General features: G+C 60.0%; 19 protein-coding genes. 1 reads left to right on the top strand and 18 read right to left on the bottom strand.

Going from position 1 to position 23,808, the window contains the following annotated elements:
* Positions 1–115 precede the first annotated feature (115 nt).
* Complete coding sequence (locus tag AC1DHT_RS17760) at positions 116–1,360, top strand: MFS transporter (RefSeq protein ID WP_477761424.1); 1,245 nt, start codon at positions 116–118, stop codon at positions 1,358–1,360.
* Between the two features lie 10 nt (positions 1,361–1,370).
* Here the strand turns inward: AC1DHT_RS17760 and gspM are convergent, their stop codons facing one another.
* The 18 genes from gspM to aroB all read right to left on the bottom strand — a co-directional run bounded on the left by gspM (position 1,371) and on the right by aroB (position 23,703).
* The gene (gspM, locus tag AC1DHT_RS17755; RefSeq protein WP_427537793.1) at positions 1,371–1,838 is read right to left on the bottom strand and encodes a type II secretion system protein GspM; all 468 of its coding nucleotides are present in this window, start codon (positions 1,836–1,838) and stop codon (positions 1,371–1,373) included.
* Complete coding sequence (gspL, locus tag AC1DHT_RS17750) at positions 1,835–2,932, bottom strand: type II secretion system protein GspL (protein ID WP_427537790.1); 1,098 nt, start codon at positions 2,930–2,932, stop codon at positions 1,835–1,837. Before gspL ends, gspM begins: the two co-directional genes overlap by 4 nt.
* Positions 2,929–3,792 (bottom strand): type II secretion system protein GspK, encoded by an 864-nt coding sequence (locus tag AC1DHT_RS17745; RefSeq protein ID WP_427537787.1) that lies wholly within the window; start codon positions 3,790–3,792, stop codon positions 2,929–2,931. Before AC1DHT_RS17745 ends, gspL begins: the two co-directional genes overlap by 4 nt.
* Positions 3,789–4,334, bottom strand: coding sequence for a type II secretion system protein GspJ (locus tag AC1DHT_RS17740; protein WP_427537784.1), 546 nt, complete (start codon positions 4,332–4,334; stop codon positions 3,789–3,791). Before AC1DHT_RS17740 ends, AC1DHT_RS17745 begins: the two co-directional genes overlap by 4 nt.
* Positions 4,327–4,719 carry a type II secretion system minor pseudopilin GspI gene (gene gspI / locus AC1DHT_RS17735; protein WP_427537781.1) on the bottom strand — a complete coding sequence of 131 codons (393 nt, stop codon included), beginning with the start codon at positions 4,717–4,719 and terminating at the stop codon, positions 4,327–4,329. Before gspI ends, AC1DHT_RS17740 begins: the two co-directional genes overlap by 8 nt.
* Complete coding sequence (gene gspH, locus AC1DHT_RS17730) at positions 4,712–5,179, bottom strand: type II secretion system minor pseudopilin GspH (protein WP_427537778.1); 468 nt, start codon at positions 5,177–5,179, stop codon at positions 4,712–4,714. Before gspH ends, gspI begins: the two co-directional genes overlap by 8 nt.
* A gap of 3 nt (positions 5,180–5,182) precedes the next feature.
* A complete protein-coding gene (gspG, locus tag AC1DHT_RS17725; protein WP_427537775.1) occupies positions 5,183–5,638 on the bottom strand; it encodes a type II secretion system major pseudopilin GspG in 456 nt (151 codons plus the stop codon).
* A gap of 3 nt (positions 5,639–5,641) precedes the next feature.
* Entirely contained in the window at positions 5,642–6,853 is a 1,212-nt protein-coding gene (gene gspF / locus AC1DHT_RS17720; RefSeq protein ID WP_427537772.1) for a type II secretion system inner membrane protein GspF, read from the bottom strand.
* Between the two features lie 3 nt (positions 6,854–6,856).
* Positions 6,857–8,338 (bottom strand): type II secretion system ATPase GspE, encoded by a 1,482-nt coding sequence (gene gspE / locus AC1DHT_RS17715; protein ID WP_427537769.1) that lies wholly within the window; start codon positions 8,336–8,338, stop codon positions 6,857–6,859.
* Positions 8,335–10,233 carry a type II secretion system secretin GspD gene (gene gspD, locus AC1DHT_RS17710; protein WP_427537766.1) on the bottom strand — a complete coding sequence of 633 codons (1,899 nt, stop codon included), beginning with the start codon at positions 10,231–10,233 and terminating at the stop codon, positions 8,335–8,337. Before gspD ends, gspE begins: the two co-directional genes overlap by 4 nt.
* Complete coding sequence (locus tag AC1DHT_RS17705; RefSeq protein ID WP_427537763.1) at positions 10,234–10,800, bottom strand: type II secretion system protein N; 567 nt, start codon at positions 10,798–10,800, stop codon at positions 10,234–10,236. It lies immediately after the preceding gene.
* Positions 10,801–11,319 (bottom strand): cytochrome b, encoded by a 519-nt coding sequence (locus tag AC1DHT_RS17700; protein ID WP_427537760.1) that lies wholly within the window; start codon positions 11,317–11,319, stop codon positions 10,801–10,803.
* 85 nt (positions 11,320–11,404) lie between these two features.
* Entirely contained in the window at positions 11,405–12,874 is a 1,470-nt protein-coding gene (gene gbpA / locus AC1DHT_RS17695) for an N-acetylglucosamine-binding protein GbpA (protein ID WP_429539109.1), read from the bottom strand.
* 537 nt (positions 12,875–13,411) lie between these two features.
* A complete protein-coding gene (gene hemE, locus AC1DHT_RS17690; protein ID WP_427537754.1) occupies positions 13,412–14,479 on the bottom strand; it encodes a uroporphyrinogen decarboxylase in 1,068 nt (355 codons plus the stop codon).
* Positions 14,480–14,719: 240 nt separating this feature from the next.
* Positions 14,720–16,138 carry an FAD-dependent oxidoreductase gene (locus AC1DHT_RS17685; protein WP_427537751.1) on the bottom strand — a complete coding sequence of 473 codons (1,419 nt, stop codon included), beginning with the start codon at positions 16,136–16,138 and terminating at the stop codon, positions 14,720–14,722.
* A gap of 33 nt (positions 16,139–16,171) precedes the next feature.
* Positions 16,172–20,617, bottom strand: coding sequence for a glutamate synthase large subunit (gene gltB / locus AC1DHT_RS17680; protein WP_427537748.1), 4,446 nt, complete (start codon positions 20,615–20,617; stop codon positions 16,172–16,174).
* A 349-nt stretch (positions 20,618–20,966) separates the two neighbouring features.
* A complete protein-coding gene (locus AC1DHT_RS17675) occupies positions 20,967–22,592 on the bottom strand; it encodes an AAA family ATPase (protein ID WP_477761418.1) in 1,626 nt (541 codons plus the stop codon).
* 10 nt (positions 22,593–22,602) lie between these two features.
* Positions 22,603–23,703: a 3-dehydroquinate synthase gene (gene aroB / locus AC1DHT_RS17670; RefSeq protein ID WP_427537742.1), complete on the bottom strand. Its 1,101-nt coding sequence runs from the start codon at positions 23,701–23,703 to the stop codon at positions 22,603–22,605.
* Positions 23,704–23,808 lie beyond the last annotated feature (105 nt).

Genomic DNA, 23,808 nt, shown 5'->3' with positions numbered 1-23,808 from the left:
CGAACAATATATTGGATAGAAACATTAGCCAGCTATATGATTTTTCCATTGCCTGCCTGGCCGTGCCCTCCCGAGGTCCTCCGTGAAAACTGCTGTCGCCCCGCTCGCCCATGAATTGCCGCCTACCGCGCTGGACGATGTGGTCGCCCAACGCAATGACGTGTACATCGAAAAAGGCACGCCGATGTTCATGCGCACGGTGCTGGCGCTGTTCTCCGGCGGCTTTGCGACCTTCGCCCTGCTCTATTGCGTGCAGCCGATGATGCCGCTGTTCTCCCGTGAGTTTTCGATCAACGCGGCGCAGAGCAGCCTGATCCTGTCGGTGGCCACCGGGATGCTCGCCATCGGCCTGCTGATCACCGGCCCGGTTTCCGACCGCATCGGCCGGAAACCGGTGATGGTTGCGGCGCTGTTCGCGGCAGCGTTGTGCACCATAGCCAGTGCGATGATGCCGAGCTGGCAGGGCGTGCTGGTAATGCGTGCACTGGTCGGGCTGTCTCTCAGCGGGCTGGCGGCGGTGGCCATGACTTACCTGAGTGAAGAGATTCATCCACAACACATCGGCCTGGCGATGGGGTTGTACATCGGCGGCAACGCGATTGGCGGGATGTGCGGCCGGCTGATCGTCGGCGCATTGATCGACTTCGTTAACTGGCACACCGCGATGTTGATCATCGGTGGACTGGCGCTGATTGCCGCGACGGTGTTCTGGAAAATTCTCCCCGAGTCGCGCAACTTCCGCTCCCGCTCGATGCATCCGCGCAGCTTGCTCGACGGTTTCACCATGCACTTTCGCGACGCCGGGCTGCCGTGGTTGTTCCTCGAAGCGTTCGTGCTGATGGGCGCGTTCGTCACACTGTTCAACTACATCGGCTATCGCCTGCTGGCCGAGCCGTATCACATGGATCAGGCTTTCGTCGGCTTGCTCTCGGTGGTCTACCTGTCGGGCATCTACAGCTCGGCGAAAATCGGCGCATTGGCCGACAAGCTTGGCCGGCGCAAAGTCTTGTGGGCAACCATCGTGCTGATGCTCGCAGGCCTTGCGCTGACCCTGTTCACGCCATTGCCGCTGGTGATCATCGGCATGTTGATCTTCACCTTCGGCTTCTTCGCCGCGCACTCGGTGGCCAGCAGCTGGATCGGTCGTCGCGCGACCAAAGCCAAGGGCCAGGCCTCGTCGCTGTACCTGTTCAGCTACTACGCCGGGTCAAGTATCGCCGGCACGGCGGGCGGGGTGTTCTGGCACCTGGGCGGCTGGAATGGCATCGGCCTGTTCATCGGCGGGTTGCTGGTGATTGCGCTGCTGGTGGCGTTGAAACTGGCCCGCTTGCCATTGCTGCCAAACAACCAACCGGCGTGAGGCCTGCACGTCAGGAACCCTGCACCACCACCTGCGCCTCCAGCGCTTGACCTTGCTTGTCCAGTGTCAGTGATTGCAAGGTCGCGCCCTCCAGTTCGGTTCGATGCAGCCAGGCCAATAACGCCCGCGCATCACCGCGCAGCGTCAGGCGCAGAAGATCGCCTTGCACCTCCAGCTGTTGCAGGTCGAGGCCGTCGGCGATTGCGCGCTCACTGAGTTGCGTGGACAGGGGCGCAGCCCCAGCCGCCCGAGCACTGGGGGCTTGAGCGCGAGCGACTTCCCCGGCCTGAACCAGCCGCTGCTGATACAAACGCTCGGCCACTGCCAGCCGCTGCTGGGATGGCTGCCACAACCCGACGAACGCCAGTACGGCAACGAGCGCTACCGCCAGGACACTCAGCGCCTGTCGGTCGCGCGGTGCCAGCCGATTCCAGGTCTGAGCCACACTAACCGGCAGCTTCGGTGTGTTGAGCTTCATGAGCGATTCTCCAATGTCAGCAGTGCCTGGACCCGGTCCTGAACCTTGCTTGCGCTGCCCAGACTGATCGGCAATCCGCTGCGCTGGCCACGCTCGCGCAGTTGTTCGAGTTCGGCAAAACTGCCTGCCGTGAGTTGCAGTTTCCAACCATCGCCGACACGGTATTCGATGCGTTGCACTTCAACACTGCTTGCACCGATCACCTGCTCGGTCAGCTTCAACAAACGGGCGATCTGCGTGTCCTGTGCACTGATACGAGTCTGTTTTTGCAGCGCCTTGAGTTGCGCCGAAAGATCAACGATACGTGTCTGCTCTGGATACAAGGCCCTGAAACGTTGTTCGCTCTGGTCTGACAAGCGTTGGGCCTGAGCCTCGAAAAAGTGGCTGCGTGCGAGTGTGTTTCCCCACCCCAGAGTGAACAACAACGCTGCCGAGATCAGTGCCGTCGACCAGGGAAAACGCCGGCGCTCCCGACGAAACTCACCGTGCAGCAGGTTGATCGCAGACCCCGCCCCCGTCTGGCTGTGCAGCGCTGCAAACCCCTCGTCCAGCCAGCAGATGGGCTCAGGCAGCTGTGGACTGATCGCAGCCAGCCCGTGCGCCGACACCGCCAGACGAACATCCAATGCGCCGCCAAGGAGCCAGCGCCCCAACCACCACACGCCATAGGCCTGATCATGGGGTAAACGGTCGGCATCGACCTGTACGGTGCTGACGGCAATTCCCAGTTCAGCCACCAGCGCCAGCAACGCTGCAAAGCGTTGTTTGTTGAGCAACAGCACCGGATAGCGCCCCTGCGAGTCACGCGGGCCGATGCTCAGGTGCAGCGTCTCAAGGTCTTCGCTCAGTTGATCTTCGATGGCGAACGCAATGGCCTGAGCGTCAGGGCGACGTCGCGAGGGCCATTTTTCGGTACGTAGCCAGCCGCACATCTCCATCGGCAACACCAGATGGACAGCCTGCCCTGATAACTGTTTGGCCGCATCGGCAAGCGAAAGGAGCGACCGCTCATTCGAGGCAGAGACCAGGCAGCAGAGCCATTGCGCGCAAGGTTGCACCGCCCCTTCGGGGGTGAGGTAAAGCCAGGTGTTCATGACGAGGACTCGCTTGTCAGTGAGGTCAGGAACCGTCGTTGCACGACGTTCACCTGCCGGGTTTTGGCGTCGAGTTCCACTTCGCTGACCAGTTGCAGACGGCTTTGCCCAACGGCCACGTCTACCGTGATCCGAAACCAGCGACTGCCCAGCCCCAGGCCATGGCTGCCCAGCTCAAGCCCGGCGAGCAGAGGGTCCTCGACAAATGCCTGCACCGAGCGATAGCCCTCGGCCGGACGCTGTTGCACTAACGCCCGGGCCAACGTTTCGCTCACACCGTCGAGTGTCATCAGTTGCTGCGCCGACGCGGTATTGATGTTCAGGCTGGCGTTCCCGGGCAGCAGGGCCACCATTGGCTGCAAGCGCCGCAGCACCCCGCCGTCAACGCCCGGCCACACGCGCAATTGACTGAGGTCTGTCAGCGCGCCGAAGTGCGAGGTTGCGAGACTTTCGAGGTCTGGATTGCGGATCTGCAGCAGGGCCAGCAGACGCACCCAACGCTGTTGCGTGAGCGGATCGATTTGCCCGCCGGTCAGCAGTGCAGAAAGGTTGAAGCGCGCGGCCAGGTCTTCGACCTGGATGTACAGCGTCCCGCCCTCGACCTCGAACGGCGGCGTGGCCTGCGCCCACGCTTGCGCCAGATTGACGCTACGGGACGCTTGCACCTCAGGGTGGCGCAACCGCTGCAAGGCCCAGCGTTCACCGGAAAAACCCAGTTGGCGCAGTTGCACGTGATGAAGCTGTTGCGCGGTGCTTTTGACCACCAGCCGATGGTTGCGCAGCATCCCGCCCGTCAGCAGCAACGCCAGGCTCATGACCAGCAACACACTGAGCAGCGCGACGCCGCGTTGCCGACTCATGACGCGCTCCCAGGCAACAGCAAGACCCGGCGAATCGACTCGAAGCGCTCCGTTGAAAAGGTGATTTCCAAAGCCTTCGGCGCGGAAACTGACTTACCGGCACCGGGCGGTCTCTCGCTGCGCCAACCACTCTGATCATAGAGCCGCCAACGCAATTCGCGCACCCCGGTGAGGAGTTTTTGCCGCTGCACCAGCGGCTGATCAGGGGGTTGGCTTTCACGCCACAACGTCCCCTTGTCGAGACGATAAGTGACGTTCTGCAACTCGCTACGCGGCTCATCCAACGGATTACGCCAGTTGCCGCGCTGCAACTGCAAAACGTTTTGCTGCAGCACCACAGGCTGCGCCGTTACCTGCAAGGCATCACGTTCGATCACGGCGATGGCGCGTTGCAACCCACGCATGTCGCGCTCATGGGATGAACTGCTGCGTTCAGCACGGACCACGCCATCGAACAGCCGCCAGCTGGCCAAGCCAAGCAAGGCGAATATCGCCATGGCGATCACCAGTTCGAGCAAGGTGAAGCCATGCTGCTTATTCATCACGGGCGCCAATCCAACCCGTCGTTCGGTGTACGACCCGATCGCTGCCTGAACGGCTGACACTGAGTTCGACCTTCAGCAAACGCGAATCGGCCACCGGGGTGACGGTCTGGCTCAGGCTCCAGTCGCGTCGGTCGAAGTGTCGGCTCAGGTATTCGTGCCCTTGAGCCGGTGCGGGCCCCAGTTGCAATTCGCTCAAGTGATTGTCAGCCAGCCAGGTCCCACACAACTGCTCCTCCAATCGAGCATTCTGCTTGAGGGCGTATTGACTGGCCGCCATCACTGCCGCCGCCAACGTCGCAAAGACAACCAGCGCGATCATGATTTCCAACAGGGTAAAGCCACGGTGTGCCTGGCGCGGCGGCGCGGGCTTTCTCTTACTCATCAAGGGCCGCCTCGTTCAAACCATCACTGGAGAGGCTGATCAACGATTGCTGACCGGCTTGCAGGTGCAAGGTGAACGCAGTGCTTTCATCACTGCTGAGCAACACCAGGTGCGGTTGACCGGGACGCCCCGCCAGCGTCGACATTTGGCCAGATTGCTCCAGACGCAGCTGCAAGCCTTCCGGTAAACTATAAGCGCGGCCTGCCGGGCGCCAGTCCTGGCCATCGAGACCCAGCACCTGATAACCCTCGGGCTCCAGCCGAAGGCCATACTCACGTCCTTCAAGCACCGCCTGCTCACGCAGCGTCTGCAACAACTGGATCAAACCGTTGGCCTCCTGCCGGGCCAGACGCGCCGGGTGATTGCCGATGGCCAGACCCGCCATGCCCAACAGCACGCCGATCAACACCATGACCACCATCAACTCCAATAGAGTGAAACCCCGGCACGCCTGACGCATCGGTCAATCTCCCCAGTTGCCGATGTCTGCCCCATGGCCTTCGCCACCGGACACACCGTCAGCGCCAAAGGAGTACAGGTCATAGCCGCCATCGAGCGAATTCACCCCGGGATTGAGGTACTGATACGGCGTTCCCCAAGGGTCCACCGGCAGACTTTTGAGATAACCCTGCGGACTCCAGTTTCTCGGTACCGGTGCGCCCAGCGGCCGTTTGACCAACGCTTCCAGCCCTTGCTGGGTGGTGGGGTAGCTGAAGTTGTCGAGGCGGTACATTTCAAGGCTGGTGGAGATCGCCAGGATGTCGGTGCGGGCCGCGGTGACCTTGGCCTGATCGGGCCGGCTCATGAACTGCGGCACGACGATGGCGCCCAGCACACCGATGATGACCACCACCACCATGATTTCGATCAGGGTAAAGCCACGCTGACGCTTGGCTGAAGTATTACGGACAGGATTCATCGATCAACTCACCAGTTGGTTCAGGCTAAGAATGGGTAAAAGAATGGCCATGACGATCAGCAGCACGACGCCGCCCATCAGCACCAACATGACCGGCTCGAACAGGCTGACAACCAGCGCGATGCGCGCTGCCAGGGTCTTTTCCTGCTGCTCGGCAGCCCTCGCCAGCATGCTGTCGAGTTCACCGGCACGCTCGCCACTGGCGATCATGTGCAACATCATCGGCGGTATATCGCCGCCTTGTTCCAGGCCATGGGTCAGGGTGCCGCCCTCACGTACCGAACGCGCAACATCACGCATGCGCGTGCGAATCGTCAGGTTGCCAATGACGGCAGCAGCGATTTCCAGGGCATCGACCAACGGCACCGCGCTCTTGCCGAGGATCGCCAGGGTGCTGGCAAAACGCGCCGCCTCCATGGCCCGCAACACTCCACCCAACAACGGCAAACGCAACACCAGTGCGTGCCAGCGCACACGCAGAGGTGGCTGGACCAACGCCCAACGCCCCAGGAATACCAACACCGACAACAGCCCCAACAGAGTCAGGCCATGACGACGCAGACCGTCGCTGAGCAGAATCATGCCCCGGGTCAGCAGCGGTAACGGCTGACCGCTGTCGACGAAAATCTTCACCACATCCGGCACCACATAGCCGAGCAGGAAGCCGACGATGGCCAGCGAAGCGACCATCAGAATCATCGGGTAAACCAGCGCCAGCTGAATTCGCTGACGCGACGCCTGACGAGCCTCCGTGTAGGCCGCCAACTGTTCAAGCACATGACCCAGATGCCCGGAGCGCTCACCTGCCGCGATGGTGGCGCGAAACAGTTCGGGGAACGCCCGGGGAAATCCACCCAGCGCCGCCGCCAATGCATAACCTTCCATCACTCGCGCCCGCACCGCTGAGAGCAAGGCGTTGACCTTGCGCTTTTCGCTCTGCGCCGCAACCGCTCGCAAGGCCTCCTCGAGGGGCAGACCGGCCTGGATCAGCGTGGATAACTGCAACGTCAGCAGCGCCAGTTCGCCGGAGCTCAGCTTCACGGCATTCGCAAAAATCCCCGCCCGAGTGCCCTGGTATTTCGCCTCGCCGACGTGACTGGGTAACAAACCCCGTTCACGCAACATCTGCCGGGCATGCCGTGGGCTGTCGGCCTCCAGCACACCTCGGGACTGACGGCCACTGCGGTCCTGGGCGCGGTATTCGAATCCCGGCACCGGCTAGTCCTCCTGGCTGACGCGCAGCAATTCATCGAGACTGGTGACACCCTCAAGCACCAGCCGCTGACCGTCCTGGAACAGGCTGCGCGACAGCGTCCGCGCCTCGTCCGCCAACGCCTGTTCACTGGCGCCCTGATGAACCAGCGCGGACAGCGTCGGGCTCATGCTGATCAACTCGTACATGCCGACCCGCCCCCGGTAACCCTGTTGGCATCGGGCGCATCCGCTGGCCTTGAATAGCCGCACAGTACGGTCGCCGGCAACGCCCAAGCTCTGGCAGTCGACAGCATCGGCTTCATAGGCGTGCTTGCAGTGTGGACAGAGGGTTCGTAACAAGCGCTGGGCGAGCACACCGATCAACGACGACGCCAGCAAGTAGGCGTCGACGCCCATGTCCAGCAACCGGGTGACCGCGCCAACCGCGCTGTTGGTGTGCAAGGTCGATAACACCAGGTGTCCGGTCAACGACGCCTGCACGGCAATTTCGGCGGTTTCCCGGTCCCGGATTTCACCGACCATCACCACATCCGGGTCCTGGCGCAGAATCGCCCGCAGGCCCCGGGCGAACGTCATCTCGACCTTTGGATTGACCGGCGTCTGGCCAATCCCCGGCAGGTGATACTCGATCGGATCCTCCACCGTGAGAATATTGCGCGTCTGGTCGTTGAGACTGGCCAGCGCCGCATACAGGCTGGTGGTCTTGCCGGAGCCGGTAGGGCCGGTCACCAGGAAAATCCCGTGGGGCCTGCCAAGAATCCGCTGAAAGCGTGCCAGGGTGTCGGGCGGCATACCCAGGCGCTGCAAGTCGAGGCGTCCGGCTTGTTTGTCGAGCAGTCGCAACACCACTCGCTCGCCATGCGCAGACGGCAGAGTCGAGACCCGCACATCGACCTCATGCCCGGCCAGGCGCAGCGCAATGCGACCGTCCTGCGGCACGCGCTTTTCAGCGATATCGAGGCGAGCCATGACCTTGATCCGTGACACCAGCAAATTGGCCAACTCACGCCGGGGTCTGAGTACCTCACGCAATTGCCCATCCACCCGCATCCGCACCAACAGGTACTGCTCGAAGGTTTCCAGGTGAACATCCGAGGCTTTTTCGCGCACCGCCTCACTGAGCAACGCATTGATCAGCCGGATGATCGGCGCGTCACCGTCCTGTTCGAGCAGGTCGGCGGTCTGCGGAAGCTGATCGGCCAGGCTCAACAGATCGAGTTCTTCGTCCAGCCCTTGGGCGACCTGTTCGGCGGCGCTTTGACCTACGCCGTAAGCGCTCGCCAGCCGTGTCGCGAACATCGCAGGTTCAAGGACCTGAACAGGTAGATCGCGCCCCGTCACACGCCGAACTTCCGCCAGTGCGGTCAACGGCGTATCGCTGCGGATCGACAGGCTCAACGCCTCGCCCGAACCTTCCAGCAACACCCCCAAGCGCCGGGCGAAACCGAATGGCAGCTGCTCGATGTAACCCGTCAGGCTCGTCATGGGGCGCGGCGCTCACGGGCCTCGTCGAATAGCTGATGCGGATCATCGGGCAGTAACAACGAATGGTTCTGGCGAGCCGTCGGTTGACTCAGATCCCGCAAGGCCTTGTAGCGGTCCTCGCTGATTTCGGCGATATCCTGCCGGGTGCGCACGATGGTCGGGCGCAAAAACACCATCAGGTTACTTTTGGTCTGGGTGTCTTTCGTCCAGCGAAACAGCGCACCGAGATAAGGAATGCTGCGCAACACCGGCACCCCGCTTTCCTGGGTTCGAACGCTGTCTTTGATGAGGCCGCCGATCACGATGATTTCGCCATCGTTGGCGAGGATCGTGCTTTTGAGGGCACGCTTGTTGGTAATCAGGTCGGAAGAATCCACACCGGACACCGAAGGCGCGATGTCGGAGATCTCCTGTTCGACCTCCAGACGCAGGATCGAACCTTCGTTGATGTGCGGACGAATCTTCAGGCTGATCCCGACATCCTTGCGCTCAACCGTGGTGAAGGGGTTGTCTGCACCGCTGCTGTTGGTGGCGTAGGAGCCGGTCTTGAACGGTACGTTCTGGCCGACGATGATTTCTGCTTCCTGGTTGTCCAGGGTCAGCAGGCTCGGCGTCGACAGCAGGTTGCTGCGGCTGTTACTGGCCAGAGCTGAAATCAGTGCGCCAAAATTGCCGCCACCGAGCCGCAGCAATGAACCTTCCGGGGCCGGGTTCTTGTCGTCGACATTGAACCCGCCAAGCACCGGAACCCCGGTCCCCGGAAAGTTGATGATCCCTTTCGCGCTTCCACTGTCCAGCCCCCACTGCACACCAAGCGCTTCGACGATGTCACCGGAAATCTCCACGATGGCTGCGTGAATCAGCACCTGGGCACGCGGTTGATCCAGTTCACGAACGATGTTCTCCAACGTCCGCAATTGCGCGGGATCGGCGAAAATCACCAGTGCATTCTGGCGTTCGTCGGCCTTTACCATGACCGGCGTGGCCGATACCGGTTCTTTTGAACCGCGGCTACTCGACTGTGGCTTGAACCCCTGCCCCAGTGCATCCAGCACCTCGGCCAACTGCTTGGCATCGCTGTGGTGCAAACGGATCACCCGAGCGTTATCAAGTTTGGTCGTCGCCGGAATGTCCAGCGAGCGGGCCAACCGGACCAGGCGCTCGCGCGCTACCGGCGGCCCGACAACCACCAGGCGATTGGCCCGGGGGTCCGGAATCACCAGGCTTCCGGCCTCGGCTCCGGACTTGCCCAGTGACGCCTCCATCACTGTGGCGATATCGGCTGCCAGACCATGGCGTAGCACAACAATGGTATGAGCATTTTTCGCCCCGGAATCAAGTTGCCGTACCACTTGCCCAATCCGCCGAACATTGCTCGCGGTATCGGTGACCACCAGCGCGTTGGCCGAGACCGACGGCCCCACATAGCCATTGGTCGAGACCAGCGGTCGGACCAGACCGGCCAGGTCAGCAGCCGAGCTGGCACCGAGGGCGATGACCTCGGTCACGAACTGTCCATCGCGAGACGTGCGCGGGTCCCCCTGACTGGCACGGGTCTTGGCTTCGGCAACCGGTGTGATGAGTATTCGGTCGCCTTGATCGATCACCGTGAAGTTGTGAGCATCGAGTACCGAATAGAACAACCGTCGGACGCCCTCGCGATCCAGCGCTTGTCCGGACATGACCGTGATTCGCCCTTGAACCTTGGGGTCGAGGATCACGGTCGTGTCCAGAATCGACGACATTTCGGCAACGACGTCCCTTAGTTCAGCGTTGTTCATCGCCAGTTGCCAACGCTGTTCTTCAGCCGCTACCCAACCCGAGAGCAACAGGACTGCAATGCCCAGGGCGCGCAGCAGTGCGCCGTAGGTGCGAAAACAATTCGAGCGGTTCATTCAGTGACTCTTTGGCAAATCAGCGGTTGGCCGAAAGTGAATAAGGGCAGGTGCGGGATCGGATCGGGTGTCGGCAGGTTTGATCGTCAACAAGGTGCGCTCGGTAGCGGGTTGCAGGGCCAGCAACTCCTCGCGACCTTTGCGCCACAGCACCACCCTGGACACTTCAACCCGCCGCAGCACACTGCCGCCGGGCAAGCTGTCGCCGACCTGATACAAACGTTCACCGTCAGCACCCGCCAGCAACGCCCGCGAAAGCCCGGTGCTGGAGACAAAACTGGCGCGCAAGGTCAGCGGTTCAGCACTGCGCAGTGTTGCCGTTTGCGTGGACAGCCCCATCACCGTCGCGATAGCGTCAGGGTTGAATTCAGGCATCGGTTGCGTATCCGGTGGCAGCCGTACCGGCCGCTCGGCTTGCATAGATGACTCATCGCGTAGCGTCTGTTCGTTGGCAAACAGGTAAACGCCGTACCCCAGCGGCAATATCCACAGGATGGCCCCGAGCAGCGTTGGCCAGCCTGTGGACATTGCCGTGAATAAAGAGTCCAGCGTCAATGGCTTGCCCATTCAGCGGTGAAACCACATGTTTACAAGCACACGGCGTCCCGATACTTCATGTTTGATGACCGCAGTAATGTGCAAGGCAATCAACACTGCCAGTACGAGACACGCCCAAATATGAATCGTCAGAAACAGTAGAATCCAGTAAGGGTCTTCCAGAGGTTGAGGAATAGAAAAGAGATCAAAAACATTAATGGCACGGTCCATCATGAGCACACCCGTCACCAACACCACACTAACGGCCAGATAAATAAGCCGATGCACGCATAACGCCAACACTTCGCTCACCGTCCGATATCGCCCAGTATCAGAACGACGCCCACTCGAAGAAAGATAAAGTCTTAAAGCGAAAAAAGGCAAAAACGCGGTTGTCAACGACACATTAACAAAGGCTACCCATTCCTTGACCGATACATCCACTTCAAACAGCGACACATAAAAACCACTGGCCAGTGCCCAGATAATAATGACAGCAGAAAGCCAGTGCAGAAATTTTTGCAACTTCGTATACGATGAAGTTTTCATTTAAATGCACTCACCCAATAACATTGAGAGCACACCACTCCGGGCAATCAAGAATCAGGATTACCCGGGGCGGTGTCAGATCAACTTATTTTTGATCCCAGGCCATCGTCCAGTCACTGCCGTAACCCGGCTCGAAACCTTGTGCCGTTTCACTGTATTGCATGCAGTAACCCGAATAAGGGAATGGTTTGCACTCATAAACCAAACCGTTTTTAGGCTGCAGTACCTTGGTCCCCGCGGTGTATTGGCGAACATTATTCGGGAACTCGAAGTCGTACTCTTGCGCACCGCCCTCGCCGGTGAATTGGGTTTCTTCGAAGGCTTGACGAGTGGTACGACCGTCTTCCGTGGTGCCCACCAGCTTCACGCCATGCTTGCCCGGTGCAGAACGTACATCGACATTCAGTACAGTGTTGCTCTGTGCCGCCACCTGTTGCCGGGTGAAACCCACTTGCTTGTTGCTGTCATCGAAAATGGTCGCTTCGATGATCATCGTGCGGTTGTTGACGATCGGGACCGCGACCTTGCCAACGCCTTTCACCAGTTCATGCTCTGGCGCCAGGCCACCAAACTCCATGCGAGCGTCGATATCCTCCTGCATGTCCAGCGCCACTTCATAACGAGTGATGCCGCTTTCTTTCTGGGCGTATAGCTTGTTCATGCCTTTGACCGGCTCGATGTTGCCTTGCTCATCGCGAATGCCGGCTTTTATCAACGTCTGGGTCTTGTTGATCTGCTCGGCCAACTTGAACGACCAGTTCTCCGGTTTGCCTTCATCAGCGTTATCGACGGTGATCTCGACACTGTACTGCGCGCTTTCACCGCTATGGGTAAAGGCGCGAGCCTTGACCTTGTCCCCGGCAATCAGGGTGGTTGCAGGGGTGATGGCGCCAACAGAGTTCCAGCCGCCAGGCAATGCGGCCTCGGCAAGAATGTTGACGTCAACGACGTTGTGGAACGCCGCAGCGGTATCACCAACAGTCCAGATACCCAGAATCACATGGTGGCCGGTCTTGTCATCCGGAATCACGCAAGCGTGTTTGTCCCCGGAAACCGGCAGAACATTACCGCCGTCGACAAAACAAAACGGCGTGGTTTCGAAAGAAGCGCGTTTGAGCGGCTCATTCGGGTTCCAGCCGTTTTTGGTAATGAAGTACTCATGCTTGGTGGCAGGATGTGCGGCGGTGTATTTCCAATCGAAATCGAGCGAACGGTCCTTGATTTCAGTCAAATGCCAACGAGTAGCGGACTGAGCATCGACCGCGGAAAACAGTGCAATACCGCCACTGGCGATCTTGCCGTCAATCGGGCCTTGACCCGGAGCACCACCCACACCGTTCGGGAAACCTTTGAAAGTTTCACCCACACTTTGCGGTTCGTACTGTGCGCCGCCACAGTCTTTGTTCAGACCTTTCTGGCAAAGAAAAGCACGGGAGGGAGGTTCATTCAAATAGCCATGGGCGGCAACATGTTGTGAAGACAACAATGCCGCCAACAGCGTCAGTGAGGAAGCACATCCTGTTAATGCACCTCCTTTGGAAATAGTGTTTTTCATATTATTAGTTCCGACTTAATCATTAAGAATCACTTGCAAGCCCTCATCAACTCGACGAAGACTTACAAATCCTTATCGCACCCCCATGCTTCCAACATTCCCCCGAGTTTATGCAAGCATCCTGTAAAAACAATATGACTGAACGCCAGCAACTAACGCTTGCGCAGCAGTAATGCTACGGCAGTTTTTATGACATGCTTGCCATACAGGTCGCGTTGGAAACGTTGAGAATGGCACTTTACCGCCAGAAACTTTTATTCTATGTAGGATAAATCTAATAATCAGGCAGGGAATATCGGCAATCGAACTAATCGGACAAGAAAGGTAATATCGCCTTACATAGAGATGAGATATTTCTTAAAGATTCAGCGCGTAAAGGCTGCTCAAAAGTAAACAACTAACACATCCGCCGCCAAAGAAAAACGTCAATATGACAGGCAAGCAAACGCCAGCAGCCAGGACGGTCTGAGGAAGTGAGTATGGATTATCGAGGGCGCAAAACCTGCCTGGCGCTGAGGCCGGGCAGGTTGCTATGAATTACTGATGGTATTGCGCTGAAAGCTCATGCACCGCACGCAGGAAGGCGCCGGCGTGTTCCGGGTCGACTTCCGGGGTGATGCCATGGCCGAGGTTGAACACGTGGCCACTGCCTTTGCCGTAGCTGGCAAGGATGCGGCCAACTTCAGCGCGAATGGCTTCTGGTTTTGCGTAGAGTACGGTCGGGTCCATGTTGCCTTGCAGCGCAACTTTGCTGCCGACACGCTGGCGGGCTTCGCCGATGTCGCAGGTCCAGTCCAGCCCCAGGGCATCTGCACCGGCATCGGCGATGCTTTCCAGCCACAGGCCGCCGTTTTTGGTGAACAGGATGACCGGCACTTTGCGGCCTTCATGCTCGCGGATCAGACCGCTGACAATTTTGCGCATGTAGGCCAGGGAGAACTCCTGGTACGCCGCTGCCGAGAGGTTACCGCCCCAAGTGTCGAAGATCTGTACCGCTTGCGCGCCGGCCATAATCTGGCCGTTGAGGTAGGAGGTGACCGACTGTGCGAGTTTATCCAGCAGCAGGTGCATGGCTTGCGGGTTGTCGTAGAGCATGGCCTTGGTCTTGCGGAAGTCTTTCGACGAGCCGCCTTCGACCATGTAGGTGGCCAGGGTCCATGGGCTGCCGGAGAAGCCGATCAGCGGCACGCGGCCGTTCAGCTCACGGCGAATGGTGCTGACCGCATCCATGACGTAGCCGAGGTCTTTCTGTGGATCAGGAATTGGCAGGGCTTCGACGTCGGCCAGGGTGCTGACGACTTTCTTGAAGCGCGGACCTTCGCCGGTTTCGAAGTACAGGCCTTGGCCCATGGCATCGGGAATGGTCAGGATGTCGGAGAAGAGGATCGCCGCATCCAGCTGTGGATAACGGTCGAGCGGCTGCATCGTGACTTCACAAGCGAACTCCGGGTTCATGCACAGGCTCATGAAATCACCGGCCTTGGCACGGCTGGCGCGGTATTCCGGCAGGTAGCGACCGGCCTGACGCATCATCCACACAGGGGTGACGTCTACGGGTTGCTTGAGCAGGGCGCGAAGGAAACGGTCGTTCTTCAGGGCAGTCATGTCGGCATCCGGAAAAAAAGTGCGGGCATTTTCTCAGAGCGCGACGCAAAAGGCACGGCAAGCGCCGCACCTTTTGTCTATCGGGTCAATTTGTCGCGCTGGAACACACTCTGCGCAACACCCTGAAACCAATGTGGGAGCGAGCCTGCTCGCGATGAGGGCTTCACATTCAACATCTCTGTTGGCTGATCCACCGCTATCGCGAGCAGGCTCGCTCCCACAGGGTTTTGTGTCGTCTGATCAGACGCCCAGGTAATCCAGGATCCCTTCAGCCGCATTACGGCCTTCGAAGATCGCCGTCACCACCAGGTCGGAACCACGCACCATGTCGCCACCGGCGAAGATCTTCGGGTTGCTGGTCTGGTGCTTGTACTGGCCAAGTTCGGGGGCCACAACGCGACCCTGGCTGTCGGTCTGGATACTGAACTGCTCGAACCACGGCGCCGGGCTTGGACGGAAACCGAACGCGATGACCACGGCGTCGGCCGGGATGATCTCTTCGGAACCCGGGATCGGCTCGGGGCTGCGACGGCCACGGGCGTCCGGTTCGCCGAGACGGGTCTCGACCACCTTCACGCCTTCGACCCTGTCCTCACCGACGATGGCGATTGGCTGACGGTTGTAGAGGAATTTCACGCCTTCTTCCTTGGCGTTCTTCACCTCTTTGCGCGAGCCCGGCATGTTCGCTTCGTCACGACGATAGGCACAGGTCACCGACTTGGCGCCCTGGCGGATCGAGGTGCGGTTGCAGTCCATCGCCGTGTCACCACCGCCCAGTACCACGACCTTCTTGCCCTTCATGTCGACGAAATCTTCCGGCGACTTTTCAAAGCCCAGGTTGCGGTTGACGTTGGCAATCAGGAAGTCCAGCGCGTCATAGACGCCCGGCAGGTCCTCACCGGCAAAGCCGCCCTTCATGTAGGTGTAGGTGCCCATGCCCATGAACACGGCATCGTATTCTTCGAGCAGTTGCTCGATGCTCACGTCCTTGCCGATTTCGGTATTCAGGCGGAACTCGATGCCCATGCCGGTGAAGACTTCGCGACGATTGCTCAGCACGGTCTTTTCCAGCTTGAACTCGGGGATGCCGAAAGTCAGCAGACCGCCGATTTCCGGGTTCTTGTCGAACACCACCGGGGTCACGCCACCGCGTACCAACACGTCGGCACAACCCAGGCCAGCAGGGCCTGCACCAATCACCGCGACACGCTTGCCGGTCGGCTTGACCTTGGACATGTCCGGGCGCCAGCCCATGGCGAATGCGGTGTCGGTGATGTACTTCTCGACCGAACCGATGGTCACCGCGCCGAAGCCGTCGTTAAGGGTGCACGCACCCTCGCACAGACGGTCCTGCGGGCACACGCGGCCGCAGACTTCAGGCAGGGTGTTGGTCTGGTGCGACAGTTCGGCGGCGGCGAGGATGTTGCCCTCGGCCACCAGCTTCAGCCAGTTGGGAATGAAGTTGTGCACCGGGCACTTCCATTCGCAATACGGGTTACCGCAGCCCAGGCAGCGGTGGGCCTGGTCGGCCGACTGCTGGGGTTTGAAGGGTTCGTAGATCTCCACGAACTCTTTCTTGCGTTGACGCAACAGTTTCTTCTTCGGATCTTTGCGCCCGACCTCGATGAACTGGAAGTCATTATTCAGACGTTCAGCCATTGTTAAAACCTCATCAAACTCTTCAGGCGCATATCACTGCGGGTTGGCACGGGTGCTGGAAAGCAACGATTTCAAGCTGGCAGCCTTAGGCTTGACCAACCAGAACCGACGCAAGTAGTCATCGAGGTTCTCAGCGAGGTTACGACCCCACTCGCTGTCGGTTTCCTCGACGTATTCGTTCAGCACGCGTTGCAGGTGGCTGCGATAGGCTTCCATCGCCTCACCGCTGATCCGCTGGATTTCAACCAGTTCGTGGTTGACCCGGTCAACGAAGGTGTTGTCCTGGTCGAGCACGTAGGCGAAACCACCGGTCATGCCTGAGCCGAAGTTGTAGCCGGTCTTGCCCAGTACGCAGACGAAACCACCGGTCATGTACTCGCAGCAGTGATCGCCAGTGCCTTCCACCACGGTATGAGCACCGGAGTTGCGCACCGCGAAACGCTCGCCCGCGGTACCGGCGGCAAACAGCTTGCCGCCGGTGGCGCCGTACAGGCAGGTGTTGCCGATAATGGCGCTGTCCTGAGTCTTGTAGACGCTGCCTTTTGGCGGAACGATGACCAGTTTGCCGCCCGTCATGCCTTTGCCGACATAGTCGTTGGCATCGCCTTCGAGGTACATGTTCAGGCCGCCGGCGTTCCACACACCAAAGCTCTGACCGGCCGTCCCTTTGAAGCGGAAGGTGATCGGCGCATTGGCCATGCCCTGGTTGCCGTGTTTGCGAGCGATTTCACCGGAGATCCGCGCGCCGATCGAACGGTCGCAGTTGCAGATATCCAGAGCGAAGTCGGCGCCGCTCAGGTCGTTGATCGCCGAAGTGGCCATCTCGACCATCTTCTCGGCCAGCAGGCCTTTGTCGAACGGCGGGTTGCGGTCGACCTGACAGAACTGTGGCTTGTCTGCCGGGATGTGATCGCTGCCGAGCAACGGCGTCAGGTCCAGGTGTTGCTGCTTGGCGGTCTGGCCTTCGAGGATGTCCAGCAGATCGGTGCGACCGATCAGCTCTTCGAGGGAACGTACGCCCAGCTTCGCCAGCCACTCACGGGTTTCTTCAGCGACGTAGGTGAAGAAATTCACCACCATGTCGACCGTACCGATGTAGTGGTCCTTGCGCAGTTTTTCGTTCTGAGTCGCCACGCCGGTGGCGCAGTTGTTCAGGTGGCAGATGCGCAGGTATTTGCAGCCCAGGGCGATCATTGGCGCGGTGCCGAAGCCAAAGCTTTCAGCGCCGAGAATCGCCGCTTTGATCACGTCGAGGCCGGTTTTCAGACCGCCGTCAGTCTGCACCCGAACCTTGCCGCGCAAGTCGTTGCCGCGCAGGGTCTGGTGGGTTTCAGCCAGGCCGAGTTCCCACGGAGCGCCCGCGTACTTGATCGAGGTCAGCGGCGATGCGCCGGTGCCGCCGTCGTAACCGGAAATGGTGATCAGGTCGGCATAGGCCTTGGCCACACCAGCGGCGATAGTGCCAACGCCCGCTTCCGCTACCAGCTTCACCGAGACCAGGGCCTTCGGGTTGACTTGTTTCAGGTCGAAAATCAGCTGCGACAAGTCTTCGATCGAATAGATGTCGTGGTGCGGCGGTGGCGAAATCAGCGTCACGCCCGGCACTGCATAGCGCAGCTTGGCGATCAGACCGTTGACCTTGCCGCCTGGCAGCTGACCGCCTTCGCCGGGCTTGGCGCCCTGCGCGACCTTGATCTGCAGCACTTCGGCGTTGACCAGGTATTCCGGGGTCACACCGAAACGGCCGGTGGCCACCTGCTTGATTTTCGAGCTCTTGATGGTGCCGTAACGCGCCGGATCTTCGCCGCCTTCGCCGGAGTTGGAACGCGCACCCAGGCGGTTCATGGCTTCGGCCAGGGCTTCGTGAGCTTCCGGCGACAGCGCGCCGAGGGAGATGCCGGCAGAGTCGAAGCGCTTGAGCACCGATTCCAGTGGTTCGATTTCGCTGATATCCAGCGGCTTCTCAAGGGTCTTGACCTTGAACAGGTCGCGGATCATCGACACCGGACGGTTGTCCACCAGCGCCGTGTATTCCTTGAACTTGCTGTAGTCGCCCTGCTGCACAGCGGCTTGCAGGGTGTTGACCACGTCCGGGTTGTACGCGTGATATTCGCCACCGTGGACGAACTTCAGCAAACCGCCCTGCTGGATTGGCTTGCGCGGGCTCCAGGCTTCGGCAGCCAAGGCCTTCTGCTCGGCTTCGATGTCGACGAAACGCGCACCCTTGATACGGCTCGGCACACCACGGAAGCTCAGGTCGCAAACTTCCTGAGACAGGCCGATGGCTTCGAACAGTTGTGCTCCGCGATAGGAGGTGATGGTCGAGATGCCCATCTTCGAGAGGATCTTGAGCAGGCCTTTGGTGATGCCTTTGCGGTAGTTCTTGAACACCTCATAGAGGTCGCCCAGCACTTCACCGGTGCGGATCAGGTCGCCCAGCACTTCGTAAGCCAGGAACGGATACACCGCAGAGGCGCCGAAACCGATCAGCACCGCGAAGTGATGCGGATCGCGTGCGGTCGCGGTCTCGACCAGGATGTTGCTGTCGCAACGCAGGCCTTTTTCGGTCAGGCGATGGTGCACCGCGCCAGTGGCCAGGGAAGCGTGAACCGGCAGTTTGCCTGGGGCAATGTGACGGTCGCTCAGCACGATCTGGGTACGCCCGGAACGCACGGCTTCTTCGGCCTGGTCGGCGATGTTGCGCACTGCGGCTTCAAGGCCCAGCGCCTCGTCGTAGTTGAGGTCGATGACCTGGCGTTCGAAGCCCGGACGATCGAGGTTCATCAGCGAGCGCCACTTGGCCGGGGAAACGACCGGCGAGCTGAGGATCACGCGCGAGGCGTGCTCCGGCGACTCCTGGAAGATGTTGCGCTCGGCACCGAGGCAGACTTCCAGCGACATGACGATGGCTTCACGCAGCGGGTCGATCGGCGGGTTGGTGACCTGCGCGAACTGCTGGCGGAAGTAGTCGTACGGCGTGCGTACACGCTGGGACAAAACGGCCATCGGCGTATCGTCGCCCATGGAGCCAACGGCTTCGTAGCCTTGTTCGCCAAGCGGACGCAGCACCTGATCACGTTCTTCGAACGTGACCTGATACATCTTCATGTATTGCTTGAGCTGATCGACATCGTAGAACGCCGAACCGTGGTCGTTGTCTTCCATGGTCGCCTGGATGCGCAGGGCATTCTTGCGCAGCCATTGCTTGTACGGATGACGGGACTTCAAGCGGTTGTCGATGGCATCGGTGTCGAGGATCTGACCGGTTTCGGTGTCCACGGCGAAAATCTGGCCAGGCCCGACACGGCCCTTGGCGATTACGTCTTCAGGCTGGTAGTTCCAGACACCGATTTCCGAGGCCAGGGTGATGAAGCCGTTTTTGGTGGTGACCCAACGCGCCGGACGCAGACCGTTACGGTCGAGCAGGCACACCGCGTAACGACCGTCGGTCATCACCACGCCGGCCGGGCCGTCCCACGGCTCCATGTGCATCGAGTTGTATTCGTAGAACGCGCGCAGGTCGGCGTCCATGGTCTCGACGTTCTGCCACGCTGGCGGAATGATCATCCGCACGCCACGGAACAGGTCGATGCCGCCGGTGACCATCAGCTCCAGCATGTTGTCCATGCTCGAGGAGTCGGAACCCACGCGGTTGACCAGCGGGCCGAGTTCGTCCAGATCCATCAGATCGTTGGTGAACTTGGTGCGGCGGGCCTGGGCCCAGTTACGGTTACCGGTGATGGTGTTGATTTCACCGTTGTGCGCGAGGAAGCGGAACGGTTGAGCCAACGGCCATTTCGGCAGGGTGTTGGTGGAGAAGCGCTGGTGGAACACGCAGATCGCGGTTTGCAGGCGCTGGTCGCTGAGGTCTGGATAGAAGGCGGTCAGATCCGCCGGCATCATCAGGCCTTTGTAAATGATGGTCTTGTGCGAAAAGCTGCAAACGTAGTGGTCGAGGTCGGCGGCGTTAGCCACGGACGAGCGACGACGGGAGGTGAACAGCTTGACGGCCATGTCCTGATCGCTCAGGCCAGCACCGCCGATGAACACTTGTTCGATCTGTGGCAGGCGCTCGAGTGCCAGACGGCCGAGAACGCTGGTGTCGATCGGCACTTTGCGCCAACCCACCAGTTGCAGGCCGGCCGCCAGGATCTCGCGGTTCATGTTCTCGCGAGCCGCTTCGGCTTTTACCGGGTCCTGGTTGAAGAACACCATGCCCACGGCGTATTGCTTGGGCAATTCAATACCAAACGTTTCCTGGGCGATCGCTCGCAGGAACACGTCAGGCTTTTGCATCAGCAGACCGCAACCGTCGCCGGTTTTGCCGTCAGCGTTGATCCCACCGCGGTGGGTCATGCAGGTCAGGGCCTCAATGGCCGTTTGCAACAGGGTATGACTGGGTTCGCCCTGCATATGGGCTATCAGGCCGAAACCGCAGTTATCCTTGAATTCATCTGGTTGGTACAGACCTGCTTTCATAGACACTTTCTCACCAGGCTGCCTCTTATCGAGACAAATTTCTTTTCAATTCAGCCAGTTACCTTCCACGCCGAACGTACGCCAGCTTTGCGGGGGCAAAAGGGAGGTCATTGTACACACCGACACAGAGGCTCACAAATTTGACGACGAAATGTCGCAAATCTATGTCGCATTTGTGAAAGGTTTAAAGCGATATGCTGTGCTAGTCAAAACATTTTTAATGTTGACCGCAACGACTCAAAGACTACTGTGACGCAGACGCCACAAGGCACGCGGCTTTGACAGCCACATGCGCTTGCAGAAATTTTGAGGTGCCGGGAGAGGCGGCCTGGGTAAGGCCGCCGAATCTTCAGCGAGCTGTTGCCAGTTCCTGTTGGACGCTGGCGACAGAGCGAGGCCAAGGTTTACCAGCCTGAACCTTCGCTGGCAAGGCCTTGATGGCGGTAACGGCTGCATCGCGGTTGGCGAAGCTACCGTAAGTGATGACGTAAAGCGGTTTGCCGTTGAGGACTTTCTTGAAATAGCGGTACTCGCCGCCCTGCTCCTTGACGAAGTTCTGCGCCGTGGCTTCAGAGCTGGTGCCGAGGATTTGCACCACATAGTTGCCTGGCGCCTGACCTGCGTACCAGGTACCGCCGGTTGCTGCTTTGGCGACGGTCGCCGGTTTCTCGACCGGCTTCTCGACAGCCTTGGCGACCGGGGCAGGCTTGGCCACTGGAGCCGGTTTGACCGCAGGAGCAGGTGCAGGAGCAGGCTTGGCGGTAGCGACCTGAGTCGGCGCAGGCGCCGGCTTGGCAGCAGGTGTTGGCTTGGCCGCAGGCGCTGGCGCAGGTGCTGGCGTCGGACCGGCCGGAATACCGGCTGGCGGCGCAGTGGTGGTCACGGTAGGCGGTTTGGCGCTGGAGCCTTCGACCGGCACGCCGTCGTCGCCTTCAGTGATACCGCCCGCAGCTTCCGCCAATGGGCCGCGCATAACCGGCTGCGATTGTCCGACCAGCGGCAATGGCATCGGCTGGGTATTACCGGCGAACTCGACCGCCGGAGCACCGCCGTTCGGCTTTGGTGTGCCCAGTGGCAATTGCGCCTGCTCATTGGCGGGCGCGCCGGTGGCTGGTGCCTTGCTGCGACCTGGCATCAACCAGGCTGCGGCCACCGCGACCACGACTACGGCAGATATCGCCAATACGTGTTTCTTCGGCATATTGAACCCCATACTTGGACGCTTGACCGCTGAGCGGCTAGCAATCATGGCTTCGATCATCGCATCGCGGGCGACCTGATTGATGTTTCCAGGCCATCCATCGGAGCTTTCGTGTATCTCAGAGATCTGATTCGCAGAGAAAAGTTCGATTCCCTGACCGGCGCCTTCGAGTCGCTGGGCCAGGTATTCGCGGGTTTCTTCTTCGGCGTAAGGTTGCAGTTCGATGACGTGGAAGCGCTCTTCCTCGGTGCTCAGTTGCTCAAGTTCARCGATCAGCGACGACTCACCGAACAGGAACACGTGCGGACGACCTTCCGGCGCACCCGCCGCCAACGCCAGTAGCGCTTCAAGGGCGGACTCGTCGAGTTGCTCGGCGTCATCGACCAGCAAGTAGACTTCCTGACCGGTCAGTGCGAGCTGCACCACTTGCTTGAGAATCGCGCCGACTTCAGCCTGGGCAACGTTCAGCGCCTGCGCCACCTGACGCAACACACCCGCCGCATCACCGGCACCACGAGCGGAAACCACCACGCTCTGCACCGACTGCTTGTTGGTGCTGGCTACCAGCGCCTGACGCAACAGGGTTTTGCCACTGCCTTGCGGGCCGGTAACCACCAGCAACAACTGGCTGTAACGGGCCAGGTGATGCAGTTGCCCCAGCACGGGCTTGCGCTGGGCAGGGAAAAACTTGAAGCCAGGCACCCGTGGAGCGAAAGGGTCGTGACTCAACTGGTAATGGCCGAGGAACGCCTCGTCGGCATGCAAACTAGTCATCGGGATCTTATTAACCTTTAAGCTGAGCCAGGGCGCGGTAATCCGCTCCCAGCGTGGCCTGTAAAACCTCTTTCGGATAATCGTCGGTCACTACGGCTTCGCCCATGCGGCGCAACAATACCAGTCGCAAACGACCGTCGATTACTTTCTTGTCAATTGCCATGTGTTCGAGAAAATCGGCTTCTGTCATCTCTTCTGGCGGGATGACCGGCAACCCGGCCCGCTGGAACAGGCGAATGCCGCGATCACGCTCCTGGTCGCTGATCCAGCCCAGGCGCGAAGACATTTCCAGGGCCATTACAGTGCCAGCAGCCACCGCCTCACCATGTAGCCAGACACCATAGCCCATGTGGGTTTCGATGGCGTGGCCGAAGGTATGGCCCAAATTGAGCGTCGCGCGCACGCCAGACTCGCGTTCGTCGGCACCGACCACAGCAGCCTTGGCCGCGCAGGAGCGTTCGATAGCGTAGGTCAGGGCCGTTTGATCCAGTGCCCGCAAGCGATCGACGTTGTCTTCGAGCCAGGTCAGGAACGGCTCATCGCAGATCAACCCGTACTTGATGACTTCCGCCAGACCCGCCGACAGCTCGCGAGCCGGCAAGGTATTGAGCGTGGCGGTATCGATCAACACGACGTTCGGCTGATAGAAGGCGCCAATCATGTTTTTGCCCAACGGGTGGTTGATGCCGGTCTTGCCGCCCACCGAAGAGTCGACTTGCGACAGCAAGGTGGTCGGAACCTGGATGAAATCGACACCACGCTGGTAACAGGCGGCGGCAAAACCGGCCATGTCGCCAATCACACCGCCGCCCAGGGCGATCACGGTAGTGCGGCGGTCATGGCGAGCGGTGAGCAGGCCGTCAAAGATGGTTTGCAGGGTTTCCCAGTTCTTGAAGGCTTCACCGTCGGGCAGAACCACGGAAATAACCGAAAACTGTGCAAGGCTGCGGGTCAGACGCTCTAGATACAGCGGCGCAACGGTCTCGTTGGAGATGATCGCGACTTGCCGCCCGGCGATATGCGGCGCCAGCAGTTCGGGCTGATCCAGCAACCCTTCGCCAATATGGATCGGGTAGCTTCGCTCGCCTAAATCGACCTTAAGTGTCTGCATGTGTCCCCACAGTGAAGTTGGAATCAGGCGTCGTGCCTTACATTATCGACTGACAACATCTGCGTGTGTGACGCTGCCCGTTCGTCATGCGCCACACCTTCGAGC

The sequence above is a fragment of the Pseudomonas sp. 05N432 genome, assembly GCF_056396945.1.
This window is presented reverse-complemented; position numbering and strand designations above follow the sequence as displayed.

Coding starts and splice junctions, on each gene's coding strand:
- gspD (WP_427537766.1), bottom strand. CDS start 10,233: ATGAACCGCTCGAATTGTTTTCGCACCTACGGCGCACTGCTGCGCGCC.
- gspL (WP_427537790.1), bottom strand. CDS start 2,932: ATGAACACCTGGCTTTACCTCACCCCCGAAGGGGCGGTGCAACCTTGC.
- aroB (WP_427537742.1), bottom strand. CDS start 23,703: ATGCAGACACTTAAGGTCGATTTAGGCGAGCGAAGCTACCCGATCCAT.
- gspH (WP_427537778.1), bottom strand. CDS start 5,179: ATGCGTCAGGCGTGCCGGGGTTTCACTCTATTGGAGTTGATGGTGGTC.
- gspI (WP_427537781.1), bottom strand. CDS start 4,719: ATGAGTAAGAGAAAGCCCGCGCCGCCGCGCCAGGCACACCGTGGCTTT.
- gltB (WP_427537748.1), bottom strand. CDS start 20,617: ATGAAAGCAGGTCTGTACCAACCAGATGAATTCAAGGATAACTGCGGT.
- AC1DHT_RS17700 (WP_427537760.1), bottom strand. CDS start 11,319: ATGAAAACTTCATCGTATACGAAGTTGCAAAAATTTCTGCACTGGCTT.
- AC1DHT_RS17740 (WP_427537784.1), bottom strand. CDS start 4,334: ATGAATAAGCAGCATGGCTTCACCTTGCTCGAACTGGTGATCGCCATG.
- AC1DHT_RS17705 (WP_427537763.1), bottom strand. CDS start 10,800: ATGGGCAAGCCATTGACGCTGGACTCTTTATTCACGGCAATGTCCACA.
- AC1DHT_RS17745 (WP_427537787.1), bottom strand. CDS start 3,792: ATGAGTCGGCAACGCGGCGTCGCGCTGCTCAGTGTGTTGCTGGTCATG.
- hemE (WP_427537754.1), bottom strand. CDS start 14,479: ATGACTGCCCTGAAGAACGACCGTTTCCTTCGCGCCCTGCTCAAGCAA.
- gspE (WP_427537769.1), bottom strand. CDS start 8,338: ATGACGAGCCTGACGGGTTACATCGAGCAGCTGCCATTCGGTTTCGCC.
- gspM (WP_427537793.1), bottom strand. CDS start 1,838: ATGAAGCTCAACACACCGAAGCTGCCGGTTAGTGTGGCTCAGACCTGG.
- AC1DHT_RS17685 (WP_427537751.1), bottom strand. CDS start 16,138: ATGGCTGAACGTCTGAATAATGACTTCCAGTTCATCGAGGTCGGGCGC.
- gspG (WP_427537775.1), bottom strand. CDS start 5,638: ATGAATCCTGTCCGTAATACTTCAGCCAAGCGTCAGCGTGGCTTTACC.
- gbpA (WP_429539109.1), bottom strand. CDS start 12,874: ATGAAAAACACTATTTCCAAAGGAGGTGCATTAACAGGATGTGCTTCC.